At 50.3% G+C, this 19,761-nt stretch carries 16 protein-coding genes and 1 pseudogene; 5 read left to right on the forward strand and 12 right to left on the reverse strand.

The window, feature by feature from the left end:
* Position 1 precedes the first annotated feature (1 nt).
* Positions 2 to 2,857 (reverse strand): Na+/H+ antiporter subunit A, encoded by a 2,856-nt coding sequence (locus LQ229_RS17105; RefSeq protein WP_230192355.1) that lies wholly within the window; start codon positions 2,855 to 2,857, stop codon positions 2 to 4.
* 136 nt (positions 2,858 to 2,993) lie between these two features.
* Between LQ229_RS17105 and LQ229_RS17110 the strand changes: the two genes are divergently transcribed.
* The 4 genes from LQ229_RS17110 (at position 2,994) to LQ229_RS17125 (ending at position 7,054) form a co-directional block, all read left to right on the forward strand.
* Positions 2,994 to 3,242 (forward strand): hypothetical protein, encoded by a 249-nt coding sequence (locus LQ229_RS17110; RefSeq protein WP_216538460.1) that lies wholly within the window; start codon positions 2,994 to 2,996, stop codon positions 3,240 to 3,242.
* A 156-nt stretch (positions 3,243 to 3,398) separates the two neighbouring features.
* Positions 3,399 to 4,571 (forward strand): ROK family transcriptional regulator, encoded by a 1,173-nt coding sequence (locus LQ229_RS17115; protein ID WP_230192356.1) that lies wholly within the window; start codon positions 3,399 to 3,401, stop codon positions 4,569 to 4,571.
* 18 nt (positions 4,572 to 4,589) lie between these two features.
* Positions 4,590 to 5,870, forward strand: coding sequence for a hypothetical protein (locus LQ229_RS17120; protein ID WP_216538458.1), 1,281 nt, complete (start codon positions 4,590 to 4,592; stop codon positions 5,868 to 5,870).
* Between the two features lie 2 nt (positions 5,871 to 5,872).
* A complete protein-coding gene (locus LQ229_RS17125; protein WP_216538457.1) occupies positions 5,873 to 7,054 on the forward strand; it encodes an MFS transporter in 1,182 nt (393 codons plus the stop codon).
* A gap of 64 nt (positions 7,055 to 7,118) precedes the next feature.
* Here LQ229_RS17125 and speD read toward each other — a convergent pair whose 3' ends face one another.
* Positions 7,119 to 7,916, reverse strand: a complete 798-nt coding sequence (speD, locus tag LQ229_RS17130) for an adenosylmethionine decarboxylase (protein ID WP_216538456.1) — start codon at positions 7,914 to 7,916, stop codon at positions 7,119 to 7,121.
* Between the two features lie 474 nt (positions 7,917 to 8,390).
* On the opposite strand from speD, the gene LQ229_RS17135 reads away from it, so the two are divergent.
* Positions 8,391 to 9,404: a methyltransferase domain-containing protein gene (locus tag LQ229_RS17135; RefSeq protein WP_216538455.1), complete on the forward strand. Its 1,014-nt coding sequence runs from the start codon at positions 8,391 to 8,393 to the stop codon at positions 9,402 to 9,404.
* 84 nt (positions 9,405 to 9,488) lie between these two features.
* Here the strand turns inward: LQ229_RS17135 and LQ229_RS17140 are convergent, their stop codons facing one another.
* From LQ229_RS17140 to LQ229_RS17185, 10 genes and pseudogenes are all read right to left on the reverse strand, one after another.
* Positions 9,489 to 10,970 (reverse strand): MDR family MFS transporter, encoded by a 1,482-nt coding sequence (locus LQ229_RS17140; RefSeq protein WP_216538454.1) that lies wholly within the window; start codon positions 10,968 to 10,970, stop codon positions 9,489 to 9,491.
* 153 nt (positions 10,971 to 11,123) lie between these two features.
* Positions 11,124 to 11,420, reverse strand: a complete 297-nt coding sequence (locus tag LQ229_RS17145) for a hypothetical protein (RefSeq protein WP_230192357.1) — start codon at positions 11,418 to 11,420, stop codon at positions 11,124 to 11,126.
* Between the two features lie 336 nt (positions 11,421 to 11,756).
* A complete protein-coding gene (locus LQ229_RS17150; protein ID WP_230192379.1) occupies positions 11,757 to 12,593 on the reverse strand; it encodes an aminoglycoside adenylyltransferase domain-containing protein in 837 nt (278 codons plus the stop codon).
* A 21-nt stretch (positions 12,594 to 12,614) separates the two neighbouring features.
* A pseudogene (locus LQ229_RS17155) lies at positions 12,615 to 13,484 on the reverse strand (aminoglycoside 6-adenylyltransferase); the annotation flags it as partial.
* Between the two features lie 602 nt (positions 13,485 to 14,086).
* Positions 14,087 to 14,863 (reverse strand): ABC transporter permease, encoded by a 777-nt coding sequence (locus LQ229_RS17160; RefSeq protein WP_230192358.1) that lies wholly within the window; start codon positions 14,861 to 14,863, stop codon positions 14,087 to 14,089.
* The gene (locus LQ229_RS17165; RefSeq protein WP_356711119.1) at positions 14,860 to 15,753 is read right to left on the reverse strand and encodes an ATP-binding cassette domain-containing protein; all 894 of its coding nucleotides are present in this window, start codon (positions 15,751 to 15,753) and stop codon (positions 14,860 to 14,862) included. The genes LQ229_RS17160 and LQ229_RS17165 overlap by 4 nt, the downstream gene beginning before the upstream one ends.
* 78 nt (positions 15,754 to 15,831) lie before the next feature.
* Positions 15,832 to 16,653, reverse strand: coding sequence for an NAD(P)H-binding protein (locus LQ229_RS17170; protein WP_230192360.1), 822 nt, complete (start codon positions 16,651 to 16,653; stop codon positions 15,832 to 15,834).
* 1 nt (position 16,654) lies between these two features.
* Entirely contained in the window at positions 16,655 to 17,566 is a 912-nt protein-coding gene (locus LQ229_RS17175; RefSeq protein WP_230192361.1) for a YafY family protein, read from the reverse strand.
* 123 nt (positions 17,567 to 17,689) lie between these two features.
* Complete coding sequence (locus LQ229_RS17180; protein ID WP_230192362.1) at positions 17,690 to 19,129, reverse strand: DUF6179 domain-containing protein; 1,440 nt, start codon at positions 19,127 to 19,129, stop codon at positions 17,690 to 17,692.
* Positions 19,126 to 19,605 carry a DUF6323 family protein gene (locus LQ229_RS17185; protein WP_230192363.1) on the reverse strand — a complete coding sequence of 160 codons (480 nt, stop codon included), beginning with the start codon at positions 19,603 to 19,605 and terminating at the stop codon, positions 19,126 to 19,128. Before LQ229_RS17185 ends, LQ229_RS17180 begins: the two co-directional genes overlap by 4 nt.
* Positions 19,606 to 19,761: the final 156 nt, after the last annotated feature.

Genomic DNA, 19,761 nt, shown 5'->3' on the forward strand with positions numbered 1-19,761 from the left:
ACTAGATGTCCCTCCCGATCGTAAAGATAATGCTCATCGCCACGCCGACGACGGCCAAATAAACGCCGAAATCAAACAATGTCGCCGTAGCCAGCTCCGTTTCACCCAATAGCGGCAAGTGAAAATGCCCGAACGTATGGCTGAGGAACGGCGCGCCGAATACGAAAGAGCCGATCCCTGTCAGAAACGCCGTAAGCAGTCCGAACGCCATCGCTTTGCGGAAGTCGACCGGAACGACGAGATGGAACATATTCATGCCGAAGGCGATGGACAACAGCACGAAAGCCGCCGCCGTCATGAGCGCGCCGATAAATCCGCCTCCCGGTTCGTTATGCCCGGCGAAGAACAAATAGAATGAAAAAGTTAAAATGATGAAAATCGCTACTTTGGAAATGGTCCGCAAAATGACATCATTGCTTCTCGGATAACGGAAGTTCCTTGCCGGAGCGCGAAGTCCCATCGCGTGCGAATCCATCTGCAGCTTGATCATCGCGTAAATTCCCAACGAAGCGATGCCGAGCACCACAATTTCGAGCATCGTATCAAAGCCGCGAAAGTCGACGAGAATGACGTTGACCACATTTTTGCCGCCGGCCGACCGGTAGCTTTCTGCAAGAAAAAAATCGGAGATGGACGGAAACTTCCGCTCGCCTGCGGCCCCTAAAGCAAGAAACGTTACAACGGCTCCCACGCCGACCGCAATGACCGCATTGGCCAGTTTGAACCGTAATGCCGTCATTTCTTTGCTTAATTTGGGCAGATGAAAAAAACAAAGCAGAAACAGCGTGACCGATACCGTCTCGACAATCATTTGGGTCAAAGCCAAATCCGGCGCCCGGAATAAAACGAACAGCAGTGTGACCATATATCCGATCGCACCGGTGAAGATAATCGCCGCAAGCCGCGTTCGCGCAAGCGGCACGGCCATGGCCGCAACGATCATAACAGCGACGATGACCGTCTCATACAACGAAACCGGGGCGAGCTCCGACATCGCGTAGCGGATCATCCGGCCCGAGCCGAGCATCGCCAAAGCCAAGGCGGCAATCATAAACGTAAAGATGTACAGCAAATAACGGCGGACGGATCCTGTCATATAGGCGCCCGTCAGCCGATGCGCCGCACTCTCCAGCGCCCGAAGCCCGCGATCGTACATCCGATTCAGCGCACCGGGGCTCGCTTGAAGGCGATGGATCGCATCCAGCCGGCCGTACAATCGGTACAAGACGGTCCCGACTGCGACGACTCCGATCGTCATCCTCAGCTCGGGCGTAAAGCCGTGCCATAAATCGATCGAGACGAGATATCGCTCCCCCTGCCCCGGCAAGCCGGGAAGAATCGACGACATCGCCGGCTCGATGAGCGAATATGACAACAGATTCGGGAACAGGCCGAACGTGACGGCAAGCGAAGCGAGAACGACCGGAGGAATCAGCATCCCTAACGGAGCTTCATGCGGCTCCCGCTTCAGCTTCGCGGCTTGCAATCGGCCCGTAAACGTTCGGAACAGCAAAATCATGCTGTACAAAAACGTAAACACGCTGGCGATCCAAGCGATTGCCGGAAAGGCCAAACTCCAGGTTCGCATATTCCAGAAGTCCATCCGCAGCGCATTCAACGCCGCGGTAAAAAACATCTCCTTGCTCAAAAAACCGTTAAGGCCCGCCATCGCGAACGTTCCGGCCAGGGCGGCGGAGAACGTGACCGGCATGACGGCCATCAGCCCTCCCAGCTTGCGGATATCCCGGGTCCCCGTCTCGTGATCGACAATGCCGGCAACCATGAACAAAGTTCCTTTGAACACAGCATGATTGATCAGATGGAAAACGGCTGCCATCGTCGCTTTGGCATAGATCAGCGGATTCGTTCCCGCTTGCAAGTGATAGGCGGACGCGGAACCGAGGCCGAGCAAGCACATAATGAGCCCCAGTTGGCTAATCGTAGAGAAAGCCAGCATCGCCTTCAAATCCTTCTGTTGAAACGCCCGGTAAGATCCGTACAATAAGGTGACCAATCCCAGACCCGAGACGATCCAGAACCATTCCGCCCGTCCGGCGAATATCGGGCTGAACCTGGCAACCAGATAGAGGCCCGCTTTCACCATCGTCGCCGAGTGCAAATAGGCGCTGACCGGAGTCGGGGCTTCCATCGCGTCCGGGAGCCAAATATGAAACGGAAATTGGGCCGATTTCGTAAACGCCCCGAGCAGCATCAGCAGCATCGCGGGAAGGAACAGCTTATGGCTTGCTATGCCTTCTAGTTGCCCGGCAATTTCCCTCAAGCTGAACGTGCCCGTCATCATGTATAAAAGAAGGAATCCGGCGAACATGGCGAAACCGCCGAAAACGGTAATGAGCATCGATTTTTGCGCACCGTATTTCGACTTCGCTCTTTGATGCCAAAATGCGATCAGCAAAAACGAAGCGATGCTCGTCAATTCCCAAAAGCCGTATAAAACCATCAAATTATCCGATAAGACGACGCCGAGCATCGCGCCCATGAACAAAAGCAAATAGACATAGAACGGCGCCAGCGCTTCTTTGGTTTGATCCAAATAATAAATCGAATACAACACAACCAGCGAACCGATTCCGGTTATGAGCAAGGCGAACAACAAGCCAAGCCCGTCGAGATAAACCGTCAGGTCGATCCCGAGCGAAGGAATCCATGGAACGGTTGCGGCCCTATTTCCGCCCGCGGCGACGGCGGGGATTCGGCTCAGGAAGAAAGCAAACAATACGATCGGTCCGGGCAATACGAACCAGCCCGCATGGATGCGCCTCATCCGCCGATACAGCAGCGGCGCCAATAGAGCAAGCGCGAAAGGCGTTATGATCGCGGCATGAAGCAATGACAAATCCGCCCCTCCTTACTAATCTTTTCGTATCCCTTAGTTCTTCCTAAAATACCCAAAGATTATGCTTCGGAACAGATCGCGTATAAAAAGCGTGCGCCCAGGGATTACTCTAAAGGGAAAGGAGCGTTCGCCTGCCATGTTATCGCGAAAAATAACGGTTTGCATAGTCGTTTTCCTGCTGATTGTGATCGGAGGAGCGGTGTTGGACCGAAACGTCCGTATTCGCTATGTTGCGCCTTCCTCGCTTACGCCGGGGGATGAAAGCATTACGGTCCGATCCTATCGCCAACAGGAGGGAATCGAAGGCTTGCAGCCTTTTCTTCCGCGCGAATACGTGAAAATGATTCGCCGTGATGCGGAACCCGAACCTAAAAAAAGGAATTGACGATAAGTAAATAAGGATGTTTTATAAACTTAAATCAAGATATTAAACCGTTTACAACGCATATCTTGTTTTATTTTTTCTTTTTATCCCTGTTTTAAGTATAGTTTATAAACTTAAGAGGTGGAATTACGACAGAAAGAAGTGTGATTACAGGCAATGGAAGTACATCTGCCCAGTACAATCCGCAAAATGAACAAGGAAATTGTACTGAATATCATTAAAGATATGGGCCCCATATCGCGTACGGAAATCGCCAAGCATTCCGGAATCACGAAAGCAACCGTCTCCGATATCGTCAAATCGCTCATCGAGGAAAAGCTTATCTTTGACGAGAAGGAAGACGCGGACGTCAGCAAACGCGGAACCAAGCTTCATTTTTCCAAAAACGCGGCTTATGGCATTGCGGTCGACTTAGGCGGAACGACGATTCATTTCGGGCAGTTTAATCTAGCGGGCGAATGCTTGGCCGAACGAACGGTTGCAACGTATGATCTTGAATCAAGCCAAGCTTTTCTGGAGCAAATGGCGGCCGATATGGAAGCCTTTATTCGCGGGTCGGGGCTGGATCCGCAGCGTCTATCCTTTATTAGCATCGCTACTCCCGGCATCGTCGATCCCGCATCGGGCGTCGTCATCGAAGGCTCCCCCAACTTGCCCGGCTGGAACAATATCGGATTGGCGCAATTTTTCACCGATAAGTTCCATGTACCCGTTGCGATCGAGAACGACGTGCGGGCTTCGCTGATCGGCGAAATGTATGCGGGAGCGCTCCGGCACTTAAACTCCGCGGTATTGATCGGGATCGGGACGGGATTAGGTTCCGCCGTGCTGATTGACGGCAAAGTCATACGAGGCGCCAACAACGCCGCCGGCGAAATCGGTTACATGTTGTTTCAAACGAATCAATTGTACGATCCGTCCGCCAAAGGACATTTTGAAACGATCTGTTCGGGGTCCGGCCTGGAAGCCGCCGCTTATTCATTATTTCAACGAAAAATTTCGGCAAAGGAATTATTTATTCTGGCGGCTCAAGGCAACTTGCAGGCAAAATACGTCATTGATCGATTCGAAGATCATCTGGCCATGGGAATCCTAAATATTGTCGCGGTATTGAATCCGGAAAAAATTGTACTGATGGGCGGAGTGACGAAATCGATATCGCTCGACAGGATCAAGGAAAAAGTCGGTCTTCATACGTCCGGAGTAACCGCCCTCTCCATCGAAATTTCAAACATGCAGCATCATTCCGCCTTGCAAGGCATTGCGATTTTAGGGTTGAATCAAGCTTTTCCTTCGTTGCAATTTATGAAAGACAAGCAAATATACTAAGAAGGAGCGTGTAGCAACATGCCAGGCATTCAATTGCATCCTCACGATATCGTCGATGAAGGTATGCCGCAAATTATTTCGTACATGAAAAAGCTGCAAGACGTACGCTACGTTTTTCCCGAAGTGAATACGATTTTCGAGAGAAACCCTTATCCCGTCGGAATATTGCCGCGGAACCCCGTACACGAGGTCGTCTACGGCACAGGCACAATGCATGCGATTTTGCCCTCTTACGAAAATGCGGGGCTCGATCAACGCAGAGAACCCGGCCTGTCGGCCGATCGCGACCCGCTCATGATCATCAAGGACGCCATGCGGGACGAACCGTTCGAGGTCATCCCTTGGTTGAATATATTGAACGGACATTTTGAAGGGCCGTTGCTAGCGAATAATTTGGTCACGGATGTGGACGGCAATGTCATCCCCCACTGGCTGTGCCCGAATGCGCCCGATGTGATCGATTTCTGGGAGAAAGCGTTCGTAGACTTATACCAGCGTTACGGATTCGCTACCTATATGATCGATCGGATCCGGTATCCGGATTGGGCGGGCCAGGAAGTCAATCCGAAAGGATTGTTGACTTGCTTCTGCTCCCATTGCCAAAGCAAAATGACCGGGCAAGGCTTAGACGTTAAAGCGATAAAAGAGTCGCTCCGAACCTTCGCCGCCCAATTGAAAGATAAACATTTCGACGACGCTGTCGCTTATTTCGGACAAAATACCCACATCCGGTCCTGGATCGCTTTTCGCCAAGAAAGCGTATCCGGTTTCGTAGAACGTCTGATCGCTCGGGTTAGAAAAGTGAACGACGCCTTTGCGATATGGCTGGATCTATGGCCTCCGGCGTACAGTTGGATGCTGGGGCAAAATTATGCAAGCATTACGAAGCTCTCCCCCGCTTTGAAGCATTTTCCTTATCACAAGCTGGGCGGAGGCGCCGACGTGCAAGGCCTGATCGAATATGTAGCCCATACGGAAGAAGAACGGGAAGCGGCTTTTCGGGCGTTCAAAACGTTCTTTAGCCTGCCGTACGATGTATCGTATGAAACCTTTAAGGCCGAAGGATTTCCAATCCGGTTCGTCGCCGACCAGAACAATCTCGTCCGCGAGTTGTCCGATTCCCGGACGCGTATTTTCAGCGGCATTCAAATGTGGAATCTGACTCCCGACAATTTGATCGAAGCGGTGAAAGCCGGCGAGAACAGCGCCGCGGACGACCTTCTTTATTATTGCTACGGCTGGGCCGCAGACGAGCTGTTCGACGCTATCCAACGACATCGAGAGAAAGGAACGAACTAACCATGCAAAAAATTCAACGCCCTATCATCTTCTTTTTGATTTTCGCCACCATGTTCGTGCTGGGCGGCATTCAAAACACGAAAGGCATTATATTGGAAAAAGTGCAAAACGATATCCAATTGGATATTAGCCAAGTCGGTGTCATGGTTTCCGTGTTCCAAATCGGATTTTTGCTTGCCAGTCTGATCGCCGGCATTTTGGCGGACCGCAAAGGCATCAAATTCGCCATGGGAATCGGCACCGTCCTGATGATCATCGGCTTGATCGGGACAGGCGCCGCGTATACGGTCGCTTTCTTTCTCGGATTTTATCTCATCGTCGGGCTTGGCATCGGGTCGATGACCGTATCGGTCGCTACCCTCATTCCCACCTATTTCAAAGAACGGGCGGGGGTCATCTTTAATTTGGCCAATGCGTTGTTCGGCGTAGGGATGATCGTAACCCCGCTGATCTTAAATGCCATTTTCGCTCAAAATATAAGCTGGCGCTTTTTCTATCTCGGGGTTTCGGTGATTATCGCGATCATTCTATTCGCGCTGTTGTCCTTTAAGCCCGATAAACCGTCCTCCGCTCAAGCGCAAGATAAGGTTACCGTAAAATCGGTCCTGCAATTGTTTCAAAACAGGCAAATTTTACTCGTTATTTTATTCATTCTGTTCTATGTCGCAGCGGAGGCCGGGTTTTTGAATTTCTTCCCGATTTTCTATACTTCGCTTGACATTGCAGGAATGGATGCCGCTCATAAAGCGGCGACGGCCGGATATATCATTGCAAGTTTCGCTTTCTTGTTCACGATCGGCCGTTTCGTAGGCGGATTGATCATCTATAAGCTTGGCGAAAGACGCACCCTGATCGCTTTCTCCCTGTTTGCCTTGCTTTCATTAATCGCCGGCCGGATCTTCGTGACCGACTTCAGTTATGTCATGATGTTGTTCGGTCTCGCCATGTCCGTCTTGTTCCCGACGGCGCAAGGCATTGCGTCCAAATTGACGAAGCAAGCCGGCTCTTTGCAAGGCTTAATCTATGTCGCATCGGGACTTGGCGGAGCCGTCGTCGGCATCGTCATCGGACAAGTGTCCGAAGCTTTCGGGATCGGCAACGGATTTAATTTGCTGATCGTGTTTACCGCACTCATCAGTATTTTCGCCTTCATGATTCGAACGCCGAAAGCTTCCGATCAATAAGGGCAAGCAGCCGCAACCAAGAGGCGAATACGTTTAAACGCGTTTACTCGCCTCCCTTTTCCCACTACGTATCGAGCATCTTTCCATAAAATATTTCATCCATCTCCGTCATCAACTTTTCGGTCATTTCCTTCTGCTCTTCCTCCGTTAACGTATCCTTCGTATATCCGAACAAATAATTGTCCAGTTCGAATTCTCTAAGCTTGCACTTGGTATGGAATATATGTTCCTGATAAATATTGACATCGATCATATCGAATTGGGAGATAATGTCTTCGGGGATATAATTTTGGATCGACGCGATCTCGTGATCGACGAACAATTTACGGCCGCTAATATCCCTCGTAAATCCCCGAACCCGATAATCCATCGTCATAATATCCGTATCGAACGACCGGATCAAATAATGCAACGCTTTGAGCGGCGATATTTCTCCGCAAGTGGACACGTCGATATCGGCGCGAAACGTGCTGATTCCTTCGCTCGGATGGTATTCCGGATACGTATGCACCGTAATATGGCTTTTATCCAATTGCATGACGACCGCTTCCGGCATCGGCGCCGAAGAATCGGCCGGAACTTCGACGACGGGACCTTCCGAGACAAGCACCGTTACGCTCGCTCCTTGCGGGATATAGTCTTGTTTGGCAACATTAACGATATGGGCCCCGATCATCTCCGATACGTTCGTCAATATGTTCGTCAACCTCTCGGCATTATACTGCTCGTCGATATATTCGATATACGCTTTCCGCTCTTCTTTTGTCTTCGTATAGCAAATGTCGTACATATTAAAGCTTAACGATTTGGTGAGATTGTTAAACCCGTGCAGTTGAATGCGTTGCTCCGGCATACGATTCATGTTTATCATCGCTCCCTTTTTTCATTAATATATCCTGCCGGAGAAGCGGATAAACCGTTCGCGTCTTCGGATCCATCCGGGTTTAGAACATGGCATCCGGTCGGATGGATGTGAACTTGACATCCTGAACCGATTTCATTTATCATCAGTTTAATGAAAAGCTATAGGAGGAACGCAGGCAATGATGATGATGGCCGTATTCTTGACAGTAGTTCGATCGTAAACGAACTAAATATCGCAATCCGCGCTCCCGAGCAGATTCGGCGATAAGCCGGGTCTATATTCGCATGGCTTGATTTGTGGATTCGATTCTGTCATGAACACAATACGGTCAATCGGTTGCTTCCTGACGATAGAGCAGTCTATTTCATATGCCCGCTGCTCCTGCGTCGCAAGCCGTAGATGAACGTTAGTTCGTCTATGGCTTTTTTTGCGTCAACCGGTTTTCCGCTTACTGAATTGGAGGAAAACCAAATGAACGGTATTCAATATATGGCTACATCGCTTCCGGGTCTGGAAGAAGTGTTGGCGAATGAAATTCGCCGTAAAATCGCAGATGCGCATCGAATAACAATGACGCGCGGCAAAGTGTTGTTCGTTTCCAATCTACCCATCGAACAATTGTTGAGCTTGCGGACGGCAGACAATTTATACCGGGTTATCGGCCAATTTCGCGCAGGATTACACCGCTCGGGCCTGTTGAATTTAGAAGCAAGCTGTGCCGCGGCCGATCTTTCATTTGTTGAAAGACTGCATTCCGCCCCGGACAACTTTATCGTCAACGCAAGCCGCAAAGGCAAGCATACGTTCAGCCGCTTTGAAGCCGCGGATGCGGCCATGCGGGGAATTGCCAAACAATATCCGCGCTGGCGGAAAGGGTCTCCCGAATATCACACGTTCGAATTCCGGCTCGACCTGGAAGGGGAGCAAGCTCTTTTCTCTTTTCGTTTAACGGATTCTGCCTTTCGATTCCGCGGCAAAGATCGCTTGTTCTCGCCTGCGGCGCTCCGTCCAACGGTTGCCCATGCGTTAGTGTGGCTCTCTTCCCCAGCCGCCGGCGACCGGTTCATCGACCCGTGCTGCGGTTCCGGCTCGATTGTCGGCGAACGGCTCGCCTATCCCGCCGCATCTATCCGGGGCGGCGATCTCTCGCCGGAAGCCGTGCAAGTCGCCAAAGCATCGGTACCGGCCGCAATCGAGCAATGGGACGCCCGGCATCTCCCGTTGGATCGCGGCGCGGTCAATATTGTCGTCAGCAATGTTCCGTTCGGACGGCAAATCGGCGACCGCAACGAATTGGACGGACTTTACCGCGAGCTGATGCGGGAAATGTCCCGGGTGCTTCAGCCAGGCGGCCGCGCCATTCTCCTTGCCGAGGACGGAGCGCTGCTCTCCCGCGCTGCGGAACGATACTTCTTATCCTGTGCGGAAACGTTGCGTCTCAGTCTTAAGGGGATCCAACCTGCCGTATATATATTGAAGAAATAACACACGAAAAGGGACTGTACTCGCAATCGATAAGATTACGGGTACAGTCCCTTGCGTACGATTCATGTTTCCCATCGATCGCAATTAATGCTGGGAAGCGTGAGCGTTCTCCCCTTGCGGCGCTTGCGTTCGCTTAATAAACAGCGACAGCAGCATGGCGAACACGGCAAAACCGAGGCCGACCATAAACGAATTGTGAATGCCCGCCAGCAAGGATTCCGCCAATTGCGCAGGGGTCGGTTCGGCAGTCAGCCGCCCGATATAGGCCTGTTGGCCGGTAGACATAATGCTGATGAACAATGCGACGCCGATCGCGCCGGAAACTTGCTGCAACGTGTTCAGCACAGCCGTTCCATGCGGGTACAAATGCGGCGGCAGTTGGTTCAATCCGTTGGTCTGTGCCGGCATCATGATCATGGCGATTGCGATCATCAGCAGCACATGCAAGACGATCAGCGTAATCGTCGTCGTTTCCATCGAAATTCGGGTAAACAGCCATGTAATGACGATGAGCAGCACCGTTCCCGGTATGACCAGCGCGCGCGGACCGAACTTATCGAACAATCGGCCGGTAATCGGCGAGATGAGACCGTTCAGCAATCCGCCCGGAAGCAGTACAAGCCCTGCCGCGAACGTGGTCATCAAAAAGGCCCCTTGCATTAGAAACGGGAGCAGCAGCATCGTGGAGAACATCGTCATCATCGCAATGATGAGCAGCACCGTCGTTAACGAGAACATCGGAAAACGGAAGACGCGCATATCGAGCATCGGTTCTTTCGATTTGATCTGTTTAATAACGAAGATCAGAAGCGAAATACCGCCGATAAGCAGCGGCAAGTACACTTGCGGGCTGGCCCATGTCGCTTCGCCCTCCCCTTTGTTGCTGAATCCGAATACGATGCCGCCAAATCCGATTGTCGACAAAATAATGGACAGGACGTCTACCTTCGGTTTTGTGACCGGAGTTACGTTTTTCAAGAACATATAAGAGAAAATGATCGAAAAAACGGCGAAAGGAAGTACGAGATAAAACAGCCAGCGCCACTCCGCCACCTGGAGAATCATACCCGACAAGGTCGGACCGACAGCCGGCGCAAACATAATGACAAGCCCGATGCTGCCCATCGCCGCGCCGCGTTTCTCCGGCGGATAAAGAACCAGAATCGTGTTCATCATGACCGGCAGCATCAAACCCGCGCCGCCCGCTTGAAGCAAACGCCCGATCAATAATACGGGGAAGCTCGGGGCAATGCCGCAAACCAACGTGCCTGCCGCGAACAATATCATTGCTCCCAAAAACATTTGTCTTGTCGTAAACCATTGCACGAGCAATGCCGAGACGGGGATCAGCACGCCGACGACCAGCATATAACCGGTAGCCAGCCACTGCAATGTAGATGCGGGAACTTTCAACGCGATCTCCAACTGCGGCAATGCGATATTTAATAACGTTTCGTTTAAAATCGAAAAAAAGGCGCCGATAATAAGCGAAATCAAGATCGGCAATTTTTTGATATTGCCCAGATCGTTCGCTTGTGAATTCTGAGCGATCGTTGCAGTATTCATGTCTCTCCATCCTAACTATAACGAAATTATGTGACTGTCCGACATTCGCTCCTTGTCGCCCGTACAAATCGGGCTTTCCTTCATCGCGTATAGTTTCTTCATCGCCTCCTACAAACGTATGTTTGCTATTATAGACAATTATTTCTTTCGATGTCAAGTTTTTTCTTGGAAAGAAAATACCGTGCCGACATCGCGTAACCGATCTAATATCGATCGAACATGTTCAGTATAACGATCATTCATGCCATCTATTGTCATATTAAACGTTTCGATTGATTTTTCCATTGTACCAAATGAATGAACCGCCGATTTCTTAACGATTGCTATTTTTTCACGAATGTTCGTTCGAGCCGACCGGTTTCGCTTTTCTCCTCCCTCAATGCCAAAAAGCAGCTTCCCGTGCGGAAGCTGCTTCGGACTGTTGAGGACAGTGGTACCTATGTTGTACAAAATACAACATTGGAGTCCGTTTCCATCCAATTTTTAAATCTATATTGCAAAAAATACAACATTTTAGGGTCAAACCAAGGGAATGTAGCCTTTCATTCGCGGAAATGTTGTATATCGTACAACATGTCATTCCGATTTGCCTTTCAACCCCGTTATATGCTGTACTTTATGCAACTTGCGACCTTGCGAATTTGATCCGGCTCATATCATCTCCCATCATACGCGGGCATTACTCTGCCCAACCTTCCCCCACTTGCTGAATGCGCGAGAACCATACAACGAAGGGGTTGCACCGGTTTCTTAACGGCGCCGGCACGCGATGAGCGATGAACGGACCTATGAATCTTGCAACAGGGATCGGGCGTAATTGCGGAAGGAAAGCAGCTTCTCCCGATCCCACTCTTTCCCTCCCGTTTTTCTTAGTTCCTCCGTTACTTCCTCCGAAGAACGATAAATATCGAGCGCTTGCCGAATCAATTGACGATACTCATTCGGAAAATGCTTGAGTCCCCATTCCCCGCCCTCATCTTTACTATGCACTTGCTGACTGTTCTCGCTAATTAATTGAAATACGCGACAAATGTTCAGCACGCTGTAGTACGGCGTTTCCAGAATGTGCTCGTCCTCCAGGATCCATTCCAGATCGTCGAGAACGGCTTTCATGAAATCATGCCATTCCACCTGACCGAATACGGCGGGGATCGGTTGGCCGTATAGGCAAATGCCGCGCTGCACCACATACGTTACATGGCATAGTATATCGCTGTCGGTCCGCTCGCTGCCGTAGTCTACTTCATTCTGCAAAATCCTGTCGTGCCAACTTGAACTGTAATGCACTTCAAATGGGGTGGGAACGGGGATATGTCCGGCCGTTTCCGCCGTAATGACGCTTAGCTCAACGTTGCCGACCGTAGGTCTGTGAACCGATTCGTTTGCGATGGCGGCCGCAACCGTCCCGGCCAATTCGGCTTCCAATTGGTCCTTGACGACCACGATCAAGTCGATGTCGCTTTTGGGCCGATAGTAGCTGCCCATCGCTAACGAGCCGTGAAGATATATACCTGCTAACCGGTCGTCGAGCGCATGTTTCAACCGTTCTATCAGTTTTTCAACGAAACGTTTAATATCTTCATCGCAATCGGGCCAAGCTTGCGGTTCGGCCGTCGGAATCACCTCTTTATAACCTTCGGTCCCATAGATTTCCTTCGCATCCTTCGGCAACGCGCGGACATGCCTTAGATGTTCGGTTACTCTTTCGTCATCGCCGATCGGATACGAATAACCGAATCGCTCGGCGATCGGAACGGCGACGGTTCGAAACAAATCGCCCATCGCATAGAGAGATCGCCACATACGGTCGTAATTCGCGTCCGAATAAGTGCCGACATATTGCTTCCAAAGCCGTTCCTCAAGGTATTTCTCGAAATATTTGGCATGTTTGCCCGCGCTAACCGTAAATGCCGTCTCGACTCCGATATGCCATTCCAACATTTGAATCAACATGTTTCTGATCGGCCCTTCCAGCATCGCTTTGGCATATGGAAGCTCTTCTCTCCAAAGCGCTTTGGCCGCGTAGGTGCTTACCCACCAAAATTCATTGCAGCAATCCGCAAATTGCTTGGCGGACGGCGGTTCGATCCAATAATCCGAATCGCTCGCAGGCGGAAACGGCTCGATGATCCCGTCTTTGTCGAGCAGAAGTATGCTCAAGCTGTCGCGGCTTACGAGTTCGTCCGCCCGATCTAGCGGAACCAACGTAAGGTCGATGCGGTTCCCGTCCGCAAACTGCATCAGGTAAATGAACTTCCCGTCATCATCCGGAGGAATAAGGCTCATTCTTTCAGGCATTTGCATCATCATCAATTCGCCGAAACGATCAATGAAGCGGTGATCCGAAGTAAAGGACGCGATATCGTTCACGACATACACGATATCGTAATCTTGGAAACAATCTTTCTCCGCGTTCGGGTTGGCCCGGGAACCGTTCATGATGACGGCGCGGATTCGCTCATCCGTCCTGGCGGCGTTTAGAATAAGTTCCATCATTTCTTGCTCGCTTCTCATATCGGGAGCCTCCTTATTCGTTTTCATATAAAGGGCAAGGACGTCTATCCAGGAGGCGGGCCGCGAGCGTTATGCGAGCTGCAGGCGCTGCAAACCGGTTATAATTGATCCCATTTTTTCTTCATCGCGATTTCTCCATTCATCAATAACTAGATTAGTTTCATTATATCAAATTGCCTCATTACTTCGAAAATTAATTATGACTACCATTACTGAACGTATTTTGAACGCACCGAATCCTTACCTTTTTTCTACTAAAATTTTATATTATACCATTTAAAATGAAAACAAGCTGCCATGAATTCATGTCAGCTTGTTTGTCTGCTTGCACTGTCGTTGCATTAACTTCTACCGCCCTGCTCCCCAAGTTCGCGGACACAGGAGACGCTAATTGTGACAAACGACCCGATTGCGGCCAGTTTCCGGACAGACGATCCTTTATTCGCGGCAAAAGCGTAAAAATAAGCCCTGCGATGAACGGATAACGGAACCAATGTCCACCGAAACAGCGAATTAGCGGTTTTGACGCAAAATAACGGTCGTACGGTCCGGATAGCCATTTCTCAATGCAACGCCATTGGTCTGCTTGCCATCCAAGGCGCTTAACGATTATTTTTTGTCATATAGAAATATAAAGCGAGCGGAGCGAAGATGACGAGCAATAGCAGGCATACGCCGATTCCCGCCGCAATGACGGCAGCGTCGGCCGTGCCGCTCATCAGACCTCTTACGGTAGAGGCCGCGATACTGATCGGATTGAATTCTACGACCAGACCGACCCATTTCGGCATCGTTGCGGAATCCACCAGAATATTGCTGGCAAAAAGAAGAGGATAAACGAAAATCATGCTCGTTCCGGATACCGTTTCAGGCCGTTTGGCCAGCACGCCGATGAAGGAAAAGATCCAGCTTACGCTAAACGAGAATAGAATCATATATAAGATGGCCGTAACGACTCCGATCGTCCCTCCCTCCGGACGAAATCCCAAGAGCATCCCTGCGCCGCATACGACTAGCAGGGCAACCGTATATCGTAATCCGTCGGTGATTAAAGGCCCAATAACAGAGGCCGGCTGCCAGAAGGGCATCGTTCGAAACCGATGGTATACCCCCTTTGAAATATCCATACATATCGCGGTTCCGCTATAGACCGTCATGGGGACGACCGTTAGCAGAAGCATGCCTGGCAAAAAAAATGGAAGATATGCCGCAGCAGAACCGGCAATCGCTCCGCCAAACAAATAAGTAAAAACAAGCAGCATCAAAACGGGAGCAATGACAACATCCACGACAAAACCAAACGAATTATGCTTCATGCTTTGCCATGTTCTCCACATAAATGTTCTTGTCGATGAGAAAATGTTCGGACTTGCAATCATGAAACGGCCTCCTTCGGCGGGATCTCGGTCAAAGTGAGAAACACTTCGTCCAGACTCGGTTCGTCCAAGGAAAAGTAGTCGACCGGGACCTCATGCGCAAGCAGCGTATGAATCGCCTGATTGGCAAGCGCGGCTTCCGTTACAGCGATTTTATAGACGAGAGGGTCGTCGCCCCGAATGACTATCAAGGAATGATGTTTCGCCACAAGGCTGCTTATCGCTTCCGGATCCGCCCGTTCAGCCATGCGAATCGTTAGCATTTTGCCGCCGATCGAAGCTTTCAACTGATTCGTCGTCCCTTGCGCAATGATCGTCCCTTGATGAATGACGGCGATTCGATCGGCCAACCGATCGGCTTCCTCCAAATATTGGGTCGTAAGCAGCACCGTCGTCCCCCGTTTCAAGAGGGAGCGGACCACGTCCCACACTTGCATTCGGCTTTGAGGGTCCAATCCTGTCGTAGGTTCATCCAGGAAAATGAGGTCAGGTTGAATCACGACGCTGGCGGCAATATCCAGACGCCGCCGCATTCCTCCGGAGTATTTCTCCACGAGGCGATCCTTGGCATCCGTTAGTCCGAAGGTTTGAATCAGCTCTTCGGCGATGGCGCGCGCTTTTTTCTTGGAGTATCCGTATAGTCTGGCAATTAGCATCAAATTTTGAACCCCCGACAATCCTTGGTCAAGGGCGGCGAACTGTCCGGTCATGCTTATTTTCTTGCGCACCTCGTGCGCATCTTGTACCACATCGTAGCCGGCCACGATCGCTGTTCCTCCGTCCGGTTTGATGAGGGTGGAAAGCATATGGATGGTCGTCGTTTTCCCCGCTCCGTTCGGGCCGAGCAACGCAAACAGCTCGCCTTGCTTCACTTGCAGATCGATTCCTTTCACCGCCTCATGTTCTTGAAACGACTTTCTGAGGTTTTTAACATCAATCGCGTATCGCATACGAGGGCAGCCCGTCCTTTCTCACATAAATTCGTCCTTATGCTCGGCGATCCATTCGTCAAACGTTTTGGCCGGTCTTCCCGTTACGAGCTCTATCGTCGGCAATACCGTATACCCCACTTCAGGCGGATTTTTGCCCATTTGAACGAAAAACTCGATATCCTCCTCTTCGTATCCTTGATCCTTCCATCCTTGCCGCGCTTGCTCCTCCGTCAATTCGACGAATCGGATCTCTTTCCCGATCGCCGCGGCAATTTTGTTCACCGCATCAACGCGGGATAAAGCTTCCGGTCCCGTCAAATAATAGCTTTCTTCATGATGTCCGTCTTCCGTCAATGCTTCCACCGCGACCGCGGCAATATCCGCTTCATGCACTCTGGCGCTAAGGCCATAGCCAAAAGGTTCGCGGACGATTCCTTCCGCGCGGATGGACGGTTGCCAATCGACAAGCGCATTCGCCATGAATTCTACTGGCTTCAGCAGCGTCCACTGCATGCCGCTGTCTTTCACGATTTGTTCAACCGGGTTGCCTTCATAGTCCATCAATATCACAACTCGTCGTACTCCCGCTTCTTTCGCGATTTCGATCACTTTCGGGTCGGTTTGCAATGCCGTATGCGCGTTATCGCTGGACATAATTAGATAGAGAGCTGTCACCCCTTGCAATGCGGCGCGCAGCGATTCCGGGGCAGCAAGATCTCCCTTCGTCACTTCAACGCCCTCCGGCAAACCGGCATTTTCAGGGTTGCGCGATACCGCTCTCACTTGCTTCCCTTTTTGCACAAGCCCGCTAACTACATGTCTTCCAACCGTTCCTGTCGCACCTGTTACTAAAATGGCCATTTCATTTTTCCTCCCCATCGTTTTGTACATACCGTTTTTGCATTTCTTTCAATTCATCGATGAAAGCGCGTTTCAGTTCGTCGGGAGAGACGATGACCGCCTTGGATCCGTAGCTTAAAACGATCGAAAGCGCGTACTCTGTGGAATAGCAGGTCGTATGGACATCGATATGGGTGCCTTGATGAACGCACTCTCCCGGAAATTGCTCAAATACGCGCGGCTGCGCGTTCAGATCAAATCGGAGATGAACTTGCATGCCATCCGTCGTTTCCGGCGGCGTCTCCGTCGATGCTTCCCTCGGTTGAAAAACTTCTTCGGAAACGTGGAATTTCGTCATTCTCGTTATCCGGAAAAACCTGATCCCATGGCGCAGCAGGCAATACCCCTCCAAATACCACACTCCGCGTTCCCAATATAGGCGGATGGGCTCCACCCGTCTTTCCGAGACCGTACCGGACGCGCCGGTGTAGGAGAAAGCTACCCGTTTCGATTGATGGATCGCATTATAGAGCGGATGAATGATCGCCCTCTCGCCTTCCGAAGCGCTCATATCGAATATGAGCTTATCGTCGCAGCCTCCATTCGCGAGAGCCGGATGCAAGCTGCCAAGCTTGTTCTTTAACGTCGTAAGTTTGCCGCCTACCGCTCCTTCCATGCTCTTTAATAGATTGTAGATGACCGCAAAATCGTCGACCGAGAAGTGCTGCTTCGTCAAGAAGAACCCGTCCATCAGTTCGAATCCGCCGTCCGTCCCCGCGAACGAGGCGACGGGGATGCCCGCTTGATTAATCAGCTCAATATCGCGATAGACCGTTCGGATGGAGACTTCAAACCTGGCTGCCAATTCGGTAGCCGTCACTCTCCTCTTCGTCATCAATTCCAGCGTAATGCCGAGCATACGATCGAGTCTCATCTTTCATCACTCCCAAGTTTCCGAACGAATCGGTTCATCTGCTTCACATCATAACGGATTAATCCTGACATCATGGATGTCAGGATTAAAAATAAAATGAAATTTTTCTTCGATATGGCCCGCTTAATACAATGACGTTTCTTCATAGTCGATCCGCCGAATCAATTTATCAATCAAGGCGATCCGGTCTTGACCGACGCTTTGAATATAATCGATATAATGTTTCTGCCACTCGATCCCGGTCGTCTTTTTCTTTATCGCGGCAGACGAACCGTCCAGCGTATCGCTGCGCAATTCCTCATAAAATACGATTTTCGCCAAAATCGCCAACTCCGCTTCGCCCAGTGTTTGAAAGAGCGTATCATATTCGTCGCCAAACAAACAATCGGAATTCAGCAAATCGATATAATCATACAGGGAATGGATGCTCGATCGAATGAGCCGAACTTTCGCTTCGGTTGTCGGACATTCCATAACCTGCCGAACCAGAATACGGAAACGGCTGTCCGTCATTCGATCCTCCTCTTTGAATGAAATGAGAATCGATTTCGGTTTCTCTTCTTGTTCCGTTATAATGATCGGCTGCAACCGATTCCGATGTTTCGCGTTGACTATCCTTTGAATGAGGCCGCTTCCGCATCGATTCATATATTCGGTTAGCCCAGGATCGTTGATTTGCAAATCGCGGCGCAGCCGATCCATCCCTTCGCGAATCGACGACTCGATCCGAGCGGCGTCGGATTGCAAGAACAGGCGTTCCAGCCGTTCGAATTGAAAGGCGGAAATCCTCGTCTGATCGGCATCCCCCCCTGACAAAACCGAAAATACCGCATTGTTCAGCGTCAATTCAAATAGATTGAAGAGCTCGATTCGATAATCGAAACCGCATAGGATTCCATAATTGCACAGCATATGTTGAAGGTCTTGCGAGCTGAAAAGACGGCAAAAACGATTTTCCATGTTCAACTTCTCCAAGTATTGCCGAATATAATAAACGCCCTGCAAACGCATATCGTCGATCGCCAAAGGATAATCGATGCTTGCCATCGTATGATGCGCGTCGAAAATAATGCTGTATTTCCGCAAAAACACGGGCACCGATTCCTCGATCGTCAACCGATAAGCTTCCACCGCGACGTCTAATTTAGTTCTATCGACTTCCTTATACAACAATTTCGTATCTTCGAAACATTCGCGAACCGCATCAATGCCGCCCTCATACATTTGTCTAACGTCGGCGGTTTTAAGATAGGCGATCGCTTGTTCCGGATCGGCATAACGCAGCATGTAAGCATCTACGGCATACATGATCGATGTCAGCAATCCTTCGGCCGTCTCGACGGCAACGGATGAGCTCTCCCCTCGTGTGTACCGTCTGATCAAGTCCTGCAATATGTTCATCCATTCATTCTGAATATGAAACACTTCCCGGCTAAGCAGCCGTCCCGTACGCAAACCTTCCTGCAAAAGCGACAACGTATATTGGTTTTGCTTGAGATTCGCTCTGTTGATATGGCCTTGCGCAGCCAGTTCCCGGCCAGCGTTTCGGTTCTCCGGTTTCACGAAAGCTCTCCCCTTTCAAGCATATCCTCAAGCTCCTCCCGTTCCCCTCCCCTGCGAACCTGTTCGGCCATCGATTCAAGCTTGCTCTTTAACAATTCAAGAGAACCGCCGCATTCATTGTCGAAACAATTCTTCATCCATCCAATCAGTCGATCGTCGCCGACCCGGTCTTCGGTTTCATTTTTCAAATCATAAAAAATTTCATGCAGTTCGTTGAGTACGGATGCGTAGTTTTCAGCGTTAATATAAGGAGAAGCGCAAAACGTTTCCATCATTCTTTTCGTCGGTACGATTCCTAACTCCACCCGCCCGTATGCGCGCAGCGCTTCATTTCGGACGGCCATCATCTCTTTGATTTCCCCGGGAGTTAATAGCAAGCCGTACTGCTTCGCGATTTCGTTGGATTCAAGCAGATCGGCCACGTACTGTTCGTGCATGGAGGCATAGATGGAATTCAGCATACGGGGTAACAACATAAAACATCACATCCTTTCCAAAAATTATACTTGACATTTTATCTTTTATATGTTATAATAAAATTTTAAAAAAAATTGTTTTTAGAGATAAATTTTACTCCGTTTTTTCGCCAATGTCAACAACAAAAAACAAGACCAACTCGGCCGGTTTCATTG

Source organism: Paenibacillus sp. CECT 9249, assembly GCF_918697855.1.
GTDB lineage: Bacteria > Bacillota > Bacilli > Paenibacillales > Paenibacillaceae > MSJ-34.